At 37.7% G+C, this 15,475-nt stretch carries 16 protein-coding genes; 5 read left to right on the top strand and 11 right to left on the bottom strand.

Annotation, left to right across the window (positions count from 1 at the left end; all coding sequences use genetic code 11):
• Nucleotides 1-47: 47 nt before the first annotated feature.
• The 6 genes from thiE to ABYK33_RS07930 form a co-directional block, all read right to left on the bottom strand.
• Nucleotides 48-668: a thiamine phosphate synthase gene (thiE, locus tag ABYK33_RS07905; protein WP_373032544.1), complete on the bottom strand. Its 621-nt coding sequence runs from the start codon at nucleotides 666-668 to the stop codon at nucleotides 48-50.
• Nucleotides 652-1,440, bottom strand: coding sequence for a bifunctional hydroxymethylpyrimidine kinase/phosphomethylpyrimidine kinase (thiD, locus tag ABYK33_RS07910; RefSeq protein ID WP_373032546.1), 789 nt, complete (start codon nucleotides 1,438-1,440; stop codon nucleotides 652-654). The genes thiE and thiD overlap by 17 nt, the downstream gene beginning before the upstream one ends.
• A 114-nt stretch (nucleotides 1,441-1,554) precedes the next feature.
• The gene (locus ABYK33_RS07915; RefSeq protein WP_373032547.1) at nucleotides 1,555-2,001 is read right to left on the bottom strand and encodes a hypothetical protein; all 447 of its coding nucleotides are present in this window, start codon (nucleotides 1,999-2,001) and stop codon (nucleotides 1,555-1,557) included.
• The gene (locus tag ABYK33_RS07920; RefSeq protein ID WP_373032549.1) at nucleotides 2,001-2,357 is read right to left on the bottom strand and encodes a NifB/NifX family molybdenum-iron cluster-binding protein; all 357 of its coding nucleotides are present in this window, start codon (nucleotides 2,355-2,357) and stop codon (nucleotides 2,001-2,003) included. The genes ABYK33_RS07915 and ABYK33_RS07920 overlap by 1 nt, the downstream gene beginning before the upstream one ends.
• Nucleotides 2,357-4,168, bottom strand: a complete 1,812-nt coding sequence (gene lepA / locus ABYK33_RS07925) for a translation elongation factor 4 (protein ID WP_373032550.1) — start codon at nucleotides 4,166-4,168, stop codon at nucleotides 2,357-2,359. Before lepA ends, ABYK33_RS07920 begins: the two co-directional genes overlap by 1 nt.
• Before the next feature lie 24 nt (nucleotides 4,169-4,192).
• Nucleotides 4,193-5,128, bottom strand: coding sequence for a ribose-phosphate pyrophosphokinase (locus ABYK33_RS07930; protein WP_373032551.1), 936 nt, complete (start codon nucleotides 5,126-5,128; stop codon nucleotides 4,193-4,195).
• A 118-nt stretch (nucleotides 5,129-5,246) separates the two neighbouring features.
• On the opposite strand from ABYK33_RS07930, the gene ABYK33_RS07935 reads away from it, so the two are divergent.
• The 4 genes from ABYK33_RS07935 to ABYK33_RS07950 all read left to right on the top strand — a co-directional run bounded on the left by ABYK33_RS07935 (nucleotide 5,247) and on the right by ABYK33_RS07950 (nucleotide 8,666).
• Nucleotides 5,247-5,783, top strand: coding sequence for a DUF2062 domain-containing protein (locus ABYK33_RS07935; protein ID WP_373032553.1), 537 nt, complete (start codon nucleotides 5,247-5,249; stop codon nucleotides 5,781-5,783).
• Between the two features lie 82 nt (nucleotides 5,784-5,865).
• A complete protein-coding gene (locus ABYK33_RS07940; RefSeq protein WP_373032554.1) occupies nucleotides 5,866-7,194 on the top strand; it encodes an SH3 domain-containing protein in 1,329 nt (442 codons plus the stop codon).
• Nucleotides 7,195-7,303: 109 nt separating this feature from the next.
• Complete coding sequence (rsmD, locus tag ABYK33_RS07945) at nucleotides 7,304-7,915, top strand: 16S rRNA (guanine(966)-N(2))-methyltransferase RsmD (RefSeq protein ID WP_373032555.1); 612 nt, start codon at nucleotides 7,304-7,306, stop codon at nucleotides 7,913-7,915.
• Nucleotide 7,916: 1 nt separating this feature from the next.
• Nucleotides 7,917-8,666 (top strand): NYN domain-containing protein, encoded by a 750-nt coding sequence (locus ABYK33_RS07950; RefSeq protein WP_373032557.1) that lies wholly within the window; start codon nucleotides 7,917-7,919, stop codon nucleotides 8,664-8,666.
• Here the strand turns inward: ABYK33_RS07950 and ABYK33_RS07955 are convergent.
• The 3 genes from ABYK33_RS07955 to ABYK33_RS07965 form a co-directional block, all read right to left on the bottom strand.
• The gene (locus tag ABYK33_RS07955) at nucleotides 8,663-10,735 is read right to left on the bottom strand and encodes an ATP-dependent helicase (protein WP_373032559.1); all 2,073 of its coding nucleotides are present in this window, start codon (nucleotides 10,733-10,735) and stop codon (nucleotides 8,663-8,665) included. The two genes, ABYK33_RS07950 and ABYK33_RS07955, sit on opposite strands and share 4 nt — an antisense overlap.
• On the bottom strand, nucleotides 10,736-11,074 hold the full coding sequence (locus ABYK33_RS07960) for a hypothetical protein (protein ID WP_373032561.1): 339 nt from the start codon (nucleotides 11,072-11,074) through the stop codon (nucleotides 10,736-10,738). It lies immediately after the preceding gene.
• A gap of 85 nt (nucleotides 11,075-11,159) precedes the next feature.
• Nucleotides 11,160-11,717 carry a hypothetical protein gene (locus ABYK33_RS07965; RefSeq protein ID WP_373032563.1) on the bottom strand — a complete coding sequence of 186 codons (558 nt, stop codon included), beginning with the start codon at nucleotides 11,715-11,717 and terminating at the stop codon, nucleotides 11,160-11,162.
• 243 nt (nucleotides 11,718-11,960) lie between these two features.
• Here ABYK33_RS07965 and murA point away from each other — a divergent pair, with 243 nt between their 5' ends.
• Nucleotides 11,961-13,229 (top strand): UDP-N-acetylglucosamine 1-carboxyvinyltransferase, encoded by a 1,269-nt coding sequence (gene murA, locus ABYK33_RS07970; protein ID WP_373032565.1) that lies wholly within the window; start codon nucleotides 11,961-11,963, stop codon nucleotides 13,227-13,229.
• 13 nt (nucleotides 13,230-13,242) lie between these two features.
• Here murA and ABYK33_RS07975 read toward each other — a convergent pair whose 3' ends face one another.
• Both ABYK33_RS07975 and ABYK33_RS07980 read right to left on the bottom strand, forming a co-directional pair.
• On the bottom strand, nucleotides 13,243-13,524 hold the full coding sequence (locus tag ABYK33_RS07975; RefSeq protein WP_373032566.1) for a hypothetical protein: 282 nt from the start codon (nucleotides 13,522-13,524) through the stop codon (nucleotides 13,243-13,245).
• A 13-nt stretch (nucleotides 13,525-13,537) separates the two neighbouring features.
• Nucleotides 13,538-15,232 (bottom strand): hypothetical protein, encoded by a 1,695-nt coding sequence (locus ABYK33_RS07980; RefSeq protein ID WP_373032567.1) that lies wholly within the window; start codon nucleotides 15,230-15,232, stop codon nucleotides 13,538-13,540.
• Nucleotides 15,233-15,475 lie beyond the last annotated feature (243 nt).

Below are 15,475 nucleotides of genomic sequence, written 5' to 3' on the forward strand. Positions count from 1 at the left end.
GGGAAGGTGATCAGGGTTCAAGAACCATTCAATAGCAAGTTTTAATTTCATATTTTCATTCCTTTAATTAAATTAGAGACATTCTGTTGAATATCCCCTTCAAATGCTGCACTCACAACTGAGATCATGTCAGTTCGTGTGGCAGCAATCTCTCCTATATTGGTCTGGCTAATACCACCTATGGCGCACACAGGTATCTCTACTGCCTCTTTGGCCTTATGCAGAACATTAATAGATATAACACCTGAATGTGGTTTGGTAGGAGAAGGGAAGAAGGAACCAAAAGCAACATAGTCAGCACCTTCTTCCTGTGCTTCTTTAGCTTTACGTATACTTCCGTAACAGGACACTCCTATGATACCTTTGGGAAAGATCTTTCTCGCCTCTTCAATAGGCATATCATCTTTTCCTATATGCAAACCATCGGCATCTATTTTGGAAGCTAGATGGGGACGGTCATCTATAACAAAAGGAACATTGTGACTAGTACAAAGTTCCTGTAATACTCTACATACCTCTTCTACCTCATCATCAGATTTGGTTTTGTTTCTATACTGCACAATACAGGCTCCTGCTTTTAAAGCCTCTTCCACATAAGTATGTACAGTCTCATCTGGTGTCAGATGTTCATCCGTGATAACATATAATCCTTTAAGCATATTCAACATATTCTCCTCCTACTTTATGATTGATCGGTCCTGGGCCATATCCAATATTTGGTGCTTTTATCAGTGCATGTGTAATAAACTTCTTTGCAATAGAGACAGATTTTTCAAGGGAATGTCCCAATGCGAGATTGGCAGTGATGGCACTTGAATAAGAGCATCCCGTGCCATGTAGATTTGAGGTCTCTATGAGTGCCGATTGAAAAACACGCTTCTGATGTTGAAAGTAAAGCTGGTCAACACTGAATCTGTCTTCAGCAAGTTCAACAGCATAATGTTTTACAAGCACTGGTGTAGTCAGACTTTGTATCACTTCAAGAGACTTTTTATCCCCATGTTTATACCCGAAGAACGCATAGGCTTCATGATGATTGGGTGTAATAAGTGTTACATTATTAAATAGTGTATGCATGGCTTTAACGGCATCATCTTTAAGCAAGGGAGAGCCGGCTTTTGATATTGCCACAGGATCAAGTACAATAGGGATGTCCAAATCCTGTATGATGTTGGCAACCATCTCAATAATCTCTTTATTAAAAAGCATCCCTATTTTTATAGCTGCAACATCAAAGTCTTTAAAAACCATTTCAATTTGTTTTCTGACAAATGATGCATCCATAGGCACAATCTGTTCAACTCCTGTGGTATTTTGTGCTGTAAGTACCGTAATTGCAGTAGTGCCAAAAACATTAAATGCTTCAAAAGTTTTCAGATCAGCTTGAATACCTGCGCCACCACTACTGTCAGAACCAGCAATGCTCAAAACTACTTTCATTATCACTCCTTAATTTATATAATAGGAGTATATAAAATAGAAGATGCTTTTAGTAGTGTAAAAATGTCAGTTCAGTGAGATAGAAGGGGAACTCATGTTGGAATAATATAGAAGTTAAAGGATGTCTCGTAACACCATTGCATAATGAAGTACAATAAGATTCAAAATAAAAATACCCATAGATGAACCTTTAGAAAGGAAACGCTGGAAAGGTGTTTTTACCTTGTGCAAGGTGAGCATTGAAATCGTCATATGAATTATTGTCATTACTACGATAAAAGCTACGATATAAAGCTTGATACGCAATGCGTCTATCACTTCGTTAGAGAGATTTGAAAAAAGTATATCTAAAAGGCCATTGCTCGATATCATCGTATACCCAGTGATAAGCAGGATAATAAGTGCTCCTGTCTCAAAGTAACCATATAGAGGACCTATAAGTGGATATACAGCATCCTGGTCCTCTTTTTTTCTAAGGCTCACCCCCAGTAAAAACATAAAAAATCCCCCACCTATCCATGCGATGGCAGCCACGAGATGTAAGTGTATCGCCCAACCCATTACTTACTTTCTTCTTTGTTATGGTGTCCTAATGAACAGTGTTCTTTAGCATTGTCAGCATCCAGTAAGAGTAATCCGTTTGGCTTGATACGGTTCCATATGTCTGCTTCTTGTACCAAATAGACCTCTACACCCATATCTAAAAGTCTCAAAAACGTTTTATATCCCAATTCTTTTACGTAGAGTGTATCAATATTCAACGTTTTGAAATACTCGAAAAATTCTGGTGATTTTGATGTTTTGTGAGGGTTTTCCTGTACGATGATCTGTCCTTCGTCTAAAAAAGCGAAAGAGTGTGCTTTTCTAAAACGACCGGCAATAGTCTTTTTATCTTCTTCTACAGGAATAAGTGTCATTAACTGTCTAACTTCAATACAGCCATAAATGCTTCTTGCGGTACTTGCACAGAACCGATAGATTTCATACGTTTTTTACCAGCTTTTTGTTTCTCTAAAAGCTTTCTTTTACGTGTAATATCTCCGCCATAACATTTCGCCGTAACATTTTTACCCATAGATTTCACGTTAGAACGTGCGATGACATTGTTACCGATACTCGCTTGAATAGCTACTTCAAAAAGTTGTCTCGGTATAAGTTCTTTTAATTGTGCAACAAAAGCAAGTCCACGTGTTCTAGCTTTATCTTCAGGAACAATGATAGACAGGGAATCTACTACTTCTCCAGCGACTTTAATGTCAAGCTTCACAAGGTTACCCTCTCTAAAACCAATAGGTTCATAATCAAAACTTGCATACCCTTTAGTCATAGACTTCAGTTTATCGTAAAAATCCATCACTATTTCATTCATAGGGATGTCATATTCCATGAGTACACGTGTTTCATTCAAGTAATCCATCTTGATTTGAATACCACGACGATCATTAAGCAACTTGATCAGGTTTCCTACATACTCTTGTGGTGTCAAAATAGTCGCTTTCACATACGGCTCGTAAATGCTGTCTATTTTCTGCGGTTCTGGCAATTCACTTGGGTTTTGTATCACCAACTCCGAGCCATTGGTTAATTTGACATTGTAAACAACTGTAGGTGCAGTAGCGATAAGCTCCAGATTGAATTCACGTTCCAAACGCTCTTTAACCACTTCCATATGAAGCATTCCCAAGAAACCTGTTCTAAAACCAGATCCCAATGCCATAGAACTCTCCGGCTCAAAACTTAAAGAAGAATCGTTGAGTTTAAGTTTGTTCAGTGCATCACGAAGATCTTCAAACTTATCAGTTTCTATAGGATAAATACCTGCAAATACAAAAGGTTTAGCCGGTTCAAAACCATGAATGATCTCTGCAGTAGGATTCTTAGCATCCGTGACAGTATCGCCAACCTGAAGTAAATCAACCGTTTTGAGTCCCATGACCACAATACCTATCTCACCTGTACGTATCTCATCAGTTTTTATATTGGCTATGGGATTTGGGTACATCATGCTAAGAACCTGATGTTCATCTTTGGTTCCCATTATTTTAACTATCTGCCCTTTTTTGATACTTCCTTCAAAGACACGAACCAACGCAAGTGCTCCCATATAGTTGTCAAACCAAGAATCATAGATAAGTGCTTTAGTTGGTGCATCTTCCTTACCTGTTGGCGCAGGGACACGGTCTACAATAGAATCTATAAGATCTTTAACCCCTACCCCCGTTTTAGCAGAAACAAGGTTATGCTCTGTTGCATCGATACCTATAGCTTCTTCAAGTTCAGTAAGTACTCTGTCAGGATCAGCTGCCGGTAAGTCTATCTTGTTTACAACAGGTAAAAGTTCCAAGTTGTTTTCTATGGCGATATAGACATTGGCTATGGTTTGCGCCTCTACCCCTTGTGCTGCATCTACAATAAGCAGTGCACCCTCCGAAGAAGCCAAAGAACGGCTTACTTCATAAGAGAAGTCCACATGACCCGGAGTGTCTATAAGGTTAAGGATGTAGTGTTCTCCATCTTTAACATAGTCAAGACGCACAGATTGTGCCTTAATTGTAATACCACGCTCTTTTTCAATATCCATAGTATCCATAACCTGTGCAGACATCTGTCTGTCGGTTACAGCACCACACTCTTGTATGATACGGTCAGCTAATGTTGACTTCCCATGATCGATATGTGCGATGATCGAAAAATTACGTATACGTGATTGTGGTATTGGCTTAGCCATTAAATTCCTTGTTTTTCTTACTTACTAATTTGTTTCAAATAAAGAGTTTACACTCTCATTGTTATGTACTCTGCGAATGACTTCACCCAGCATAGAAGCTGTTGAAAGCATTTTTATTTTTTTACATTTCTTTGTCATAGGAATAGTATTGGCTACAACAAGTTCATCAAGATCACCCTCTTCTATACGCTCATAAGCTGGTCCTGAGAGTACAGGGTGAGTACAACATGCCATTACCGATGTAGCGCCAAGTTTTTTAAGTGCAGAGGCAGCTTTAACCATCGTTCCTGCAGTATCTACCATATCATCGATAAGAATCACATCTTTACCTTCAACGTTACCGATGATGTTCATCACTTCACTTTCATTGGCTTTTTCACGTCTCTTATCAACGATCACCATATCCAGACCCAACTTGTTTGCAAAGTATCTGGCTCTTGCCACACCACCGATATCCGGAGAAGCAATGACAGGATTTTTAAATTTCTTAGCTCTAATATAATCCATAAATAAAATAGCCCCATAAAGGTTATCTACAGGAATGTCAAAAAATCCTTGTATCTGAGAAGCATGAAGATCCACAGTTACCATACGAGTGATACCTGCAGTCTCCATAAGGTTTGCGACAAGCTTTGCTGTGATCGGCACTCTAGGTGCAGCTTTTCTGTCTTGTCTTGCATATCCGTAATAAGGTACAACGGCAGTAATCGATTTCGCGGAAGAACGCTTCAAGGCATCTGTCATAATGAGAAGTTCCATGAGAGTGCTATTGGCCGGTGCAGAAGTAGGCTGAATGATAAATACATCTTTACCACGTACAGACTCTGCAATTTTCACATTAATTTCACCATCAGAGAAACGGTTGATCTTAGCATCGGAAAGAGGCATTTCCAGGTAAGTTGCTATCTCTTGGGAGAGTTCAGGGTTTGATGTTCCGGAAAAAATCATATATCCACTCATTATTGTACCTTTGTGTCTATTTTGTTACGCGTATTCTACACAAAAGTTGATAAAAAGGTGATTTAAAGCTCCTCAGTATTACACTAAGACAGACACTAATTAGAACTCATGGATATAAATGATACGAAAAGTTTTTAAGAAAAAGCCGTCTGGTGGCAACAAGATAGATGCCTTTTTAGAAAAATACAATTTACCAAAAGCATATTTGGCTGTCAACAGAAGAATGATAACCAGAGGTGTCGCTGTAGGACTTTTCTGGGGATTCATTCCTATGCCTATGCAAATGCTTGCTGTTATGGCTACCACACCGTTTTTCCGTTTTAATGTACCTATTGCCATCTCAATGGTTTGGCTAAGTAATCCCATTACTATGCCTCCAATGTACTACATCGAATATCTTACTGGAAATTTTCTTTTAGGTCGTGAGGGGATCGCAGATATAGAGTTAACTATGTCATGGTTCACTGAACATTTTGATGAGATACTTGTACCACTCTATGTAGGTACTTCATTTTACTCTATTGTAGTTACAGGTATCATTTATGTAGTACTTAACCGACTTTGGGTGAACTCAGTCCATAGTGAAAAAAAAGAACGTAAACATAGTAGAAAGAAAAAAGAATCAAGAAAAAAATCTAATACCCCAAAAGTTTAACACTCACTATGTACCTTCAAAAACACCCTATAAACCAATCATTAACCAAACTACCTTATGATTAAGAAAAAAGAACGCAATGATGTATAAAAAACTAACCCTTACACTCCTTCTTATTGGCTCTTTTTCCAGCTTACATGCTGAGTATCTTCTCAAAGAGAGTACACGTGTAAAAAGTAAAATTGACCGTATGCCTAAAAATAAAGTTGCAGATATGAAACATATCCCTCAGGACCCTGCTTATTACGCAGATCAAATCAAACCTTTTTCCACAAGTAAACAAAAAGAACTTGATAAAAAATTTAATGAAAAATACTTTAAACCATGGAGTCTAACTACGTTGGATATTCCTGAAAAAGACTTTGGCTGGGAGATAAGGTTTGTAACTAAAAAACCTATTTATAGAGCTAAAGGTTCAATTATTCGTGCTTCTATTTATAATCAGTGGATAACAAATGCGAACTATGACAACGTTGATAGTAAAAAATATAAAGCTATTACAATACGTCGTACAAATGTGAAAGCACTTCCAACATCAACAGCATACTTTCGTGATCCTAAAAAAACCGGTGAAGGCTTCCCTTTTGACTACAATCAGAACTCTGCCCTACACATCAATGTACCACTTTATATCTCACACTTTTCGAAAGATAAGAAATGGGCATTTGTAAGAGCTTCCTACTCATTTGGTTGGATTAAAACTTCTGACTTGGCTCTTGTAGACTCTAAGTTTATTAAAACATTTAAAAATGATAACTATGCCATGGTCATTAAAGATAACCTCAGACTCTATAATGATGATAAGGATGTCTCTATCGTTAAACTGGGTGCCCTCTTCCCCATCTCTGAAGATCAACAATACCTTGTTGCTTCACGCGGCAGTAAAGGGAGGGCGCACATTGAGAAAGTCAAAGTTGAAAAACCAAGTATCATTGCAAAAAAGCCTCTGCCTTTTACTGCTAAAAATGTAGGCATGCTGGCAAAAGAGTTTTATGGCGAACCCTATGGCTGGGGTGGAAGCTACGAGTGTCGTGACTGTTCTGCTACAACCAGAGACTTTCTAGGGGCATTTGGTATCTTCTTACGTCGTAACTCCAGTAAACAAGCCCAAGACGGAGATACTATTTCCATAGAAGGTCTCACAAAAAGCAAAAAGAAAAAGAAGATCATCAAAGATGCTGAACCTTTCCGTTCTTTACTTTATGTTCCAGGACATATTGTGCTCTACTTAGGTGAGTATAAAGGAGAACCGGTTATTATGCATACCTATTGGGGCATACGTAAAAAAGACCGTACTAAACTTATCACTGCGCGTACTATCATTAGCAGCACTGAACCAGGAAAAGAACTTGCTGATATAAGAGAACAAAGTAAATTGATCAATACACTTAAAACGATAGTCAATTTTTAACTCTCACCATACAATAGCATTCATTATTGTATCGTTCGGGTTTAACGCATATTTAGATAGAATCACAGCATGAGAATAAGCATTAAAATGCAATACAGGGAGGCACTAAATGCCCAATCGTGTAAAAGAAAAAATAAAAATATTTACAACCACCATCACTGCAGGAATACATAAAGGTAAGAAGATAGAAATACCTGATATCTTTACAACACGGAGCTCAAAGGGCATCTTAAAAGAATCACTCTTCAATACGCTGCAGTTTGACATCATAGACAAAAACTTTGTTGAAGTCTTTGCAGGCTCTGGGTCCATAGGACTTGAAGCACTCAGCCGTGGTGCGGGAGCATGTTACTTTATGGAGTACAACAAAACAGCTTTTCGTTGTTTGGAAGGTAATGTAAAGCGTGTGGACCCTTCAAAGTGTCACCTCTTCTATGGTGACAGTTTTGAAAAGTTTGCACTTGTCTATGAGATGGTCAAAAGAAGTAAGGAAAAAACCTACTTTTATTTTGATCCTCCTTTTTCTACACGTGACGGAATGGATGATGTCTACGATAAAACCATTGCACTTATAGAGAGTATAGAACCCCAGGTTGCAGAACTCATCATCGTGGAGCACATGACAAACCTGGATATGCCCAAAGAGATAGGTGCAATGGAGTTAATGAAGCGTAAAAAGTTTGGCCGTAGCACTATGACATATTATAAACCGAAGGACTAAAATGGCAAAAAGTAAAACTGAAGATCACATCGCACTGTTTATTGATTGTGATAATATTTCACATAGATCCATAGAAGGTATCATCAATGAGCTGAGTAAGTATGGTGTTGTAAATATACGCCAAGCCTATGGGAACTGGACCAAAGACAATCTCAAGAACTGGGAAGATAAACTCTTGGAGTATGCCATTAAACCTATACAACAGTTCGACTATTCTAAAAATAAAAATGCCACAGATATCCTCATGACAATTGATGCTATAGATCTGTTACACACCAAAGACATCGATGCATTTGCTTTTGCTACGAGTGATTCTGACTTTACACCTGTAGTGATGCGCGTACAGACAGAAGGGATCAAAGTTTATGGTTTTGGTGAGAAGAAAACCCCTAAACCATTCATGGCGGCATGTTCACAGTTTATCTTTACCGAAAAACTTATGGTAAACAGTACACATAGTACGGAAAGTGCTGATCTCATACAAGCTCCTGTACGCAAATCCGGTAGTGAAATGCGTGCAGACACATGGTTGGTCAATGTCTTAAGAACAGCTGTAGAACAGACCATGGATGAGGACGGTTGGGCAAATCTAGCAAGCATTGGTCAGTATATCAATAACTCTACTTCATTCTCACCCATCAACTTTGGGTATAAAAAACTCAGTAACCTTATAAATGAGATAGACCTTTTTGATCTTTATGTGGATGAAGACACAAAACAGATGAGTATCAGAGATAAGAGATTCTACTAAACAGTAGGCTTCTCTTTCTTTTCTTTTTTTCCCTTAGGTTCAGGTTCCACAAACTCTCCTTTGATAAGCCCTGCTTCATGTAAGAACTGTGACGGTTTGTAGTCTATCTTTTTCACTTTATCAAATTTGGCTAACGAAAGATAAAGTCTGTCTTTTGCACGTGTCACTGCAACATAAAATAAGCGACGCTCTTCTTCTATACTGGACATCATCTTTCTGTTAGGGAATCTTCCGTCTACAAGATCTATAACATAGACTTCAGGAAACTCCAGTCCTTTACTTGCATGTACAGTAAGGAGATTAACCCCCTCACCTTCACTGAGTTCATTGCCTCCCAGTACCATGGCATTCACAAAACGTCGTAACTCTTTGTATTGGCGAGAAAGGTCGAGTAGGAGATTCGCTTTTCTTTGTATACGCTCTTTAGCTTGTTTCTTCTTCTCTTCATCGACTTCTCCGGTCTTAAGACGTCCTCTCTGTGTTGCCAAAAGTTCTATAATTCCGCCATAAAGCTTGGAAGCAATGATGTGTTTTAAGATATCTGATGGTTTCTCCAGACTGTGTACAGACTTCATAAGCGTATAAAACTCTTTAAAAAAGTCCATAGCGTCATTGCTCAGTTTTGCATGTTTAAGCAGCGGATGGGTATAAAGTGCACTCTCTAGGTTCATGTGTCTAAATCTTGCTGCGGAGCCTATCTCCTGATCATCATCGAAGAGTCCAAGTTGTACATTTTTATTAGGGTTAAGCTTTGGAAGATCATGTACCTTTGGATAGAGTACACCCTGCATAAAATTTCCCTCTCCAAAATGCAAGAAACATTGAAAAAACTCTTTAGAGAGTGCAGATCCGACACCTCTTGCATACTCAAACACATGAATAAACGCCATCATATCTTTAGGATTTACAAGTAATGCCAAGACATCCAGTAAAAACTTTATCTCTTTTGCATCAAAAAAACTTGTTCCACCTTTACGCTTACAAGGGATACCATACTCACGTAAACTGGCTTCTACCCCATCTGCAGATGAATTATTTCTAAAGATAACAGCTATCTGGTCATTAGGGACATGGGTACGCTTGATGCCTTCTGCAATAGACTGATACTGTTCAAAAAGGTCATTGTACATCAAAAGTTTAGGCGGATAACTTTTCATGACACGCCCTACCTCAAGTTTTTTAGGGTATATACGCTCATTTCGTTCTATGACCCTGTTTGCCAGAGAGAGTATAGGTGCAGTGGAACGATAATTTGTTTTGAGCGTAAACACCTTTGCATCGGTATAACGGGTTGAGTATGTTGCAATATTTTCTATATTAGCGCCATTAAAGGCATAGATACTCTGGTCATAATCTCCTACACAAAAGAGAGATCTTGGCTTGAGTGTGTCTATCAAAGCACTTTGGAGAGTATTGGTATCCTGATACTCATCAACAAGTACTTCCTCAAAAGGTATGGTATTTTCTTCCAGGTGACTTTTCATACGCAGCAACAAGTCATTAAAAGAAGCAAAACCATAGGCTATCTTCTCCTTTTCAAACTCTTGTGCGATATCCATATAGATATCCATGACAAGCTCATGATCAGGGTATTTTTCTAAAAACCATACATCAAAGTCTTCAAGAGAAGCATTTTGATACAAAGAGTACATCTCATAAAGATAGGTAGCTGAAAAAGGCTGCATCGTAAGATTCATACGTTCAAAATTGCGTTTTTCATAGATACTTCTAAAAAGTGTTTTAAGCTCTGAAGGCTGTTTCAGTGCAAGATTCGGATAGATCTCTTTAAGCCAACGGTAAGAGACGGCATGAAAGGTACCAGACTCTATTTTACTTACTATTTTTTTAGGGAAGTAACGTTCGAGACGCGCTATCATCTCACCTGCTGCCTTATTGGTAAAAGTAAGAAGTAAAATGCTGGAAGGTTCTACACCACTATGTAGAAGGTGGGCTATACGCCCTACGATAGTCGATGTTTTACCTGTACCCGCACTCGCAATGATAAGGTTGTGTCCTAAGGGTGCTGTAGCAGCACTAAGCTGCTCATCATTGAGGGAGGTTAACGGCAATTACTTATGACCGATAATGTAATACGTATTTTTATTATCTACCTGTTTGAGTTCTAGTTTATATTTTTTTTCCCAGTGTTTGACTAAATCAGTAAAAGCGGAAAGGTTATCTGCATTAATATCTTCATCACATTTTATTTTGAGATGATCTTCAGAGTTAGACATAGCGATAAACCCTTTCTCTACAGCCAGAGCATCATTAAATGAAGGGATATGCTGTGAAAACTTCTCAAATCCCTTTGTATTGGCGATTATATTATTAATTTGTTGCAGGGTTTGTTCAGTTTTTGCATAGCCAAGTTGTGCTAAAAGTGCTTCTGGTGTAAGATCAAGATGCATAAGTATCCTCAGTAGTAAAATTAGAAGTTGATTGTAACAAAAATTTGATTAGTGAAGCGTTAGGGAAATCAAAATTCCCTAAATTTTAAAAGAGTGTATCAGAAGGTGTATCAACTCGTGCTATGAGGTCTTTATAGTGTTCCACATTTTGAAAGGCTTTTTCGTAACGCCATCGTAAAACAAATTCAATGATCTCATTTTTAAGTGTTGTTTCCAAAGTTTCTGCTTTACCAAAATATCCTAAAGATATATTTTTAGCTTTCTTCTTCCCGTGCTTATCCGGTTCATAGGTAATCGCAATGACTTGAATATATTTACCTTCACGCACTTCACCAAAATCATCTTCTTTCAAACCGATACCAGACAAGTTCATCGCTTTATAGATAAACACCTTATCAAAATCTGGAGACTTCTCAAATATTTTGAGTTTTTCATAAAGTACTTTTACACGTGCAATATTCTCTTCACGAACGTTATCACAGTTGTCATCTACTTTTTTAACAGCTTTTGTTAATGGTTTATTTTCACTTTTTTTGACTTCTTTGACCTCTGTCGATATAACAGAAGAAATCTTTTCTTTCTCTTCTATTTTATCTTCCAGACGACTCGTAAGTGCCTTTAATTTCTCTAAACTACTCGACATTCTTTTCCCTTAAAATGGGGCCTAGGGCCCTTCTTGAGTATATATTATTAAATATAATACAGTAGTTTTAATAATAGTAACTTTAAATTATAGTGAATAATATCAATTTTTCTATTTATTAATGTGAAAATGACCAAGCATCTTAATATTATTTAGTATGTAAAACTACATTAATACCATAAATAGGTCACTTCTAATCGATATTTAGATAAAATCATATAAATATATTTTAGGATGAGATTGATGGATTATTTAGAGATTGTTGGTGGAAAAAAGTTAAGTGGGAATGTCAAAATAAGCGGTGCCAAAAATGCAGCCCTCCCTATCATTGCAGCAACCATACTGAGTGACAAAGAGGTCACATTAACGAACTTACCCAATGTTGTAGATATCCGAACACTTCTCAAACTTCTTACTATGCTTGGTGGAACCGTCGATCATGATAAAACGGTGGCAAGGATCAATAATGGTTCTATTACTTCTACCAAAGCAGTTTATGAAATAGTTTCTCAGATGAGAGCATCTATTCTGGTATTGGGTCCCCTTCTCGCAAGATTCGGAGAGTGTGAAGTGAGTCTACCTGGAGGTTGTGCCATAGGTCAGCGTCCTATAGATCTTCACCTTCAGGCGCTTGAAGAAATGGGTGCCCATATAGAGATCAAAGGTGGATATGTTCGTGCAGAAGCACCAAACGGACTTCATGGGGCAAAGATCATTTTCGATAAGATCACTGTAGGTGGTACAGAAAACATCGTTATGGCTGCAGCCCTGGCTAAAGGTACGACAACCATTATTAATGCGGCAAAAGAACCAGAGGTCGTACAACTTTGTGAGATGATACGTGATGCAGGTGTAAAGATAGAAGGTATCGGTTCTAGTGAACTTACAATAGAAGGTACAGACAGAACACCACTCACATTTAAACCCGTAGAGATCATCCCTGACCGTATCGAAGCAGGAACCTACTTATGTGCCGGAGCTATCACAAACTCAACTATCACACTCAATAAAGTAAATCATCAGCACATCAGAGCGTCCATTGATAAACTTGAACATATGGGTTGTACATTTGAGTTGGAAGATGACAGTATTACCATTCACCCTACCGAAAATCTCACACCTGTAAATCTCATCACTATAGAATACCCGGGCTTCCCTACAGACATGCAAGCACAGTTTATGGCACTCGCAGTCATGGCAAAAGGTGAAAGTCTCATAGAAGAGCGTCTCTTTGAAAACCGTTTTATGCACGTCAGTGAACTCAACCGTTTAGGTGCAGATATCTGGCTTAAAGGAAGTACAGCAGCGGTAAAAGGCGTTGATGAGCTCTACGGAGCAGATGTGATGGCAACAGACCTCAGAGCCTCTTCAGCACTTGTTCTAGCTGCTCTTGTTGCAGAAGGTACAACCAATGTAAGACGTATCTATCACTTAGACCGTGGATATGATGATCTAGAAGGAAAACTCGCTGCCTTAGGTGCAGATATTGTGAGAAAGAAAGAAGGACAATAAGTAAGTAAAAAGTCTATTTGACTTCTACTACTTCTATAATTGCAGGGAAGCCGGGACCTATCGCTTCTTTGATGAGTACTGCTTTTACTTTGACTGTTTGATTTTGTTTTGTCATCAGGTCAAACTTGGCTTGATTTGATATCTTATAACTTTTCTGGCTCTTACTGTCTTTAATACTTAGATAGGTATGAGGCGAAGAGCCTTTCATAGCTACCCTTCCCTCAAGTTCCATCATATTGTCCTGAGCACATCCCAAAAATCCTATCAGCATCAATCCTACAAGTATTTTTTTCATGCATATCCTTCTTCTATTTGGCTATGAGCGTTGCTTCTGTTTGACCATTCAATTCTAAACTGATATTAATATCCCCTGTAAGGTTTTCACCAATTTTATAGTAATAATTCCCTTGAGGCTCAACAGTAATAGTACCTTCTTGTGTATCTATTGTTGGAAGCGGAAGATAATTAAAAAAGTTTATGGACCCCATGTCATAGATAATATCTTTATAGGTACTATAAGTAAAATCACCTGTATTGTAAAAAGGTGTATTAGCTAAATTATCATGATCAGATAGCATCACGGCTATGCCCCATTCACTAAGTAAATTGGCAAATGTTTTTCCTGGAACGGCATCAACTACAGCCTGCTCATCTATAGAGCTATTATACATGATATTATTAAGGACCACAGCCCCTCCATAGTTTCTAACCAGATATGCTCCAAATGCACTAACCTTAGAATAGTCTGCCAATAAACCATTCCATGAAGTAAGAGAAAGAGCATTATACCGATTAAACGTTGGATATCTTCCATATATATTATAAGGATCTCCTGCACTACCATCTAGGTAATCTACAGCTCTTGGTCCTATGTGCTGAATTTTTGTAGCAACTAGATCTTCTGTACATTCAGAGAGCATTTCATTAATCCATGTATCAGTATTATCAGTAATGTTAGAATAGCGTAAAACATTTTTTTGATAATAGTGGATCATATGCTGAAACTCATGTGCCAGTGTAGAAACTATCTCTTTAGGCCACGTATCATCAATACTCCATGGACTTCCACCATTGGCAAACATGACAGAATCTATATAAAACATTACTCTTTCGTTAGATCCACTAAAGACAGTCTTATCAAAATTGTCTTTCCCCCAGAAGAATCCTACAACTCTCCCTTCTTCAGATGAAGGTAAGCCATCATCATCTATATCTGTCAGTAAAATCGTAATTTCATCATTCGCTGGTATGAGATAATTATACTTAGCTTCAGCCCTACTACTCCATTCTTCTCCATAAATATTTGTAACCCAATCATAAATATCGTTATCTGAACCAGCTAGTAAAAAAGCATTAGCTAATTCATTTACCATATCTTCTGTAACACATGTGGGTTCTTTAGGACATCCGGAACCAAAACTATCGTTTGATACCCAAATATTAAGTGTTTTTACACCATCTGAAACAACTTTTCTTGCAGTAGCCTCAGTAGGATCAGTATTATCGGAACTACGATAAAATGTCATTGTACTCTCATTTGCAATATCTTCCATTCTCTCAGGTACAGCCATGATTTTAACTTGAGGTTGACTAGTCTCTATTTTAGAAACTAATGTGCCAAGTTGAGATGAGAAATCTTGTACATATTGTGGTGCATGTAGTATGATTGGTTTTTCTGAAAAGTCAATAGATAAAAGGGTTTTGGCCTGTACTACTGGTATAACTTTTGCATTATGTCTAATAGTTGCACTACCAGTTTCATCAACATCATTGTTGCTAAGTACCAAATATAGACTTTTGGATGCACCTTCTATAGAAACTGAGGCATTAATAGTATTTGCAGAACCTAAGCTTTCAATCTGGTAGTCGTAGTCATCAGTAATGGTAACATTTACGTCGGATACTATGGGATTAGTAATTGGTGTTCCGCCACCTCCACCGCCACAACCAACAAATATCATCGTACCTACAAATGACAGTGTTAATAAACTATTTAAGCGCATTCTATGATTCCTTTATATCAATATAAAATATTAAAAAATATCCACAGTATACCATACTATAAAACAGTTCTGTAAAATTGTTCTGAAGTTTGATAATGAGAGAATAAATGAACGACTCAAAGTTATTTATTTTTATAGAGCTCTTCAGGTAACTCAAAAGGATTGGTTTTAAATAATACTAAAAACCTTTTCCATAAAGAGTTTTTACCATTTCCATCTTTATAGGCATCATCATATTTTTTA

The organism is Sulfurovum sp., assembly GCF_041562805.1.
In the GTDB taxonomy this organism is placed as follows: domain Bacteria; phylum Campylobacterota; class Campylobacteria; order Campylobacterales; family Sulfurovaceae; genus Sulfurovum.

What these genes read in the sequence shown, in the direction of transcription:
- thiE (WP_373032544.1), bottom strand. Translation starts at nt 668, where the DNA reads ATGTTGAATATGCTTAAAGGATTATATGTTATCACGGATGAACATCTG.
- thiD (WP_373032546.1), bottom strand. Translation starts at nt 1,440, where the DNA reads ATGAAAGTAGTTTTGAGCATTGCTGGTTCTGACAGTAGTGGTGGCGCA.
- ABYK33_RS07915 (WP_373032547.1), bottom strand. Translation starts at nt 2,001, where the DNA reads ATGGGTTGGGCGATACACTTACATCTCGTGGCTGCCATCGCATGGATA.
- ABYK33_RS07920 (WP_373032549.1), bottom strand. Translation starts at nt 2,357, where the DNA reads ATGACACTTATTCCTGTAGAAGAAGATAAAAAGACTATTGCCGGTCGT.
- lepA (WP_373032550.1), bottom strand. Translation starts at nt 4,168, where the DNA reads ATGGCTAAGCCAATACCACAATCACGTATACGTAATTTTTCGATCATC.
- ABYK33_RS07930 (WP_373032551.1), bottom strand. Translation starts at nt 5,128, where the DNA reads ATGAGTGGATATATGATTTTTTCCGGAACATCAAACCCTGAACTCTCC.
- ABYK33_RS07935 (WP_373032553.1), top strand. Translation starts at nt 5,247, where the DNA reads ATGATACGAAAAGTTTTTAAGAAAAAGCCGTCTGGTGGCAACAAGATA.
- ABYK33_RS07940 (WP_373032554.1), top strand. Translation starts at nt 5,866, where the DNA reads ATGTATAAAAAACTAACCCTTACACTCCTTCTTATTGGCTCTTTTTCC.
- rsmD (WP_373032555.1), top strand. Translation starts at nt 7,304, where the DNA reads ATGCCCAATCGTGTAAAAGAAAAAATAAAAATATTTACAACCACCATC.
- ABYK33_RS07950 (WP_373032557.1), top strand. Translation starts at nt 7,917, where the DNA reads ATGGCAAAAAGTAAAACTGAAGATCACATCGCACTGTTTATTGATTGT.
- ABYK33_RS07960 (WP_373032561.1), bottom strand. Translation starts at nt 11,074, where the DNA reads ATGCATCTTGATCTTACACCAGAAGCACTTTTAGCACAACTTGGCTAT.
- ABYK33_RS07965 (WP_373032563.1), bottom strand. Translation starts at nt 11,717, where the DNA reads ATGTCGAGTAGTTTAGAGAAATTAAAGGCACTTACGAGTCGTCTGGAA.
- murA (WP_373032565.1), top strand. Translation starts at nt 11,961, where the DNA reads ATGGATTATTTAGAGATTGTTGGTGGAAAAAAGTTAAGTGGGAATGTC.
- ABYK33_RS07975 (WP_373032566.1), bottom strand. Translation starts at nt 13,524, where the DNA reads ATGAAAAAAATACTTGTAGGATTGATGCTGATAGGATTTTTGGGATGT.
- ABYK33_RS07980 (WP_373032567.1), bottom strand. Translation starts at nt 15,232, where the DNA reads ATGCGCTTAAATAGTTTATTAACACTGTCATTTGTAGGTACGATGATA.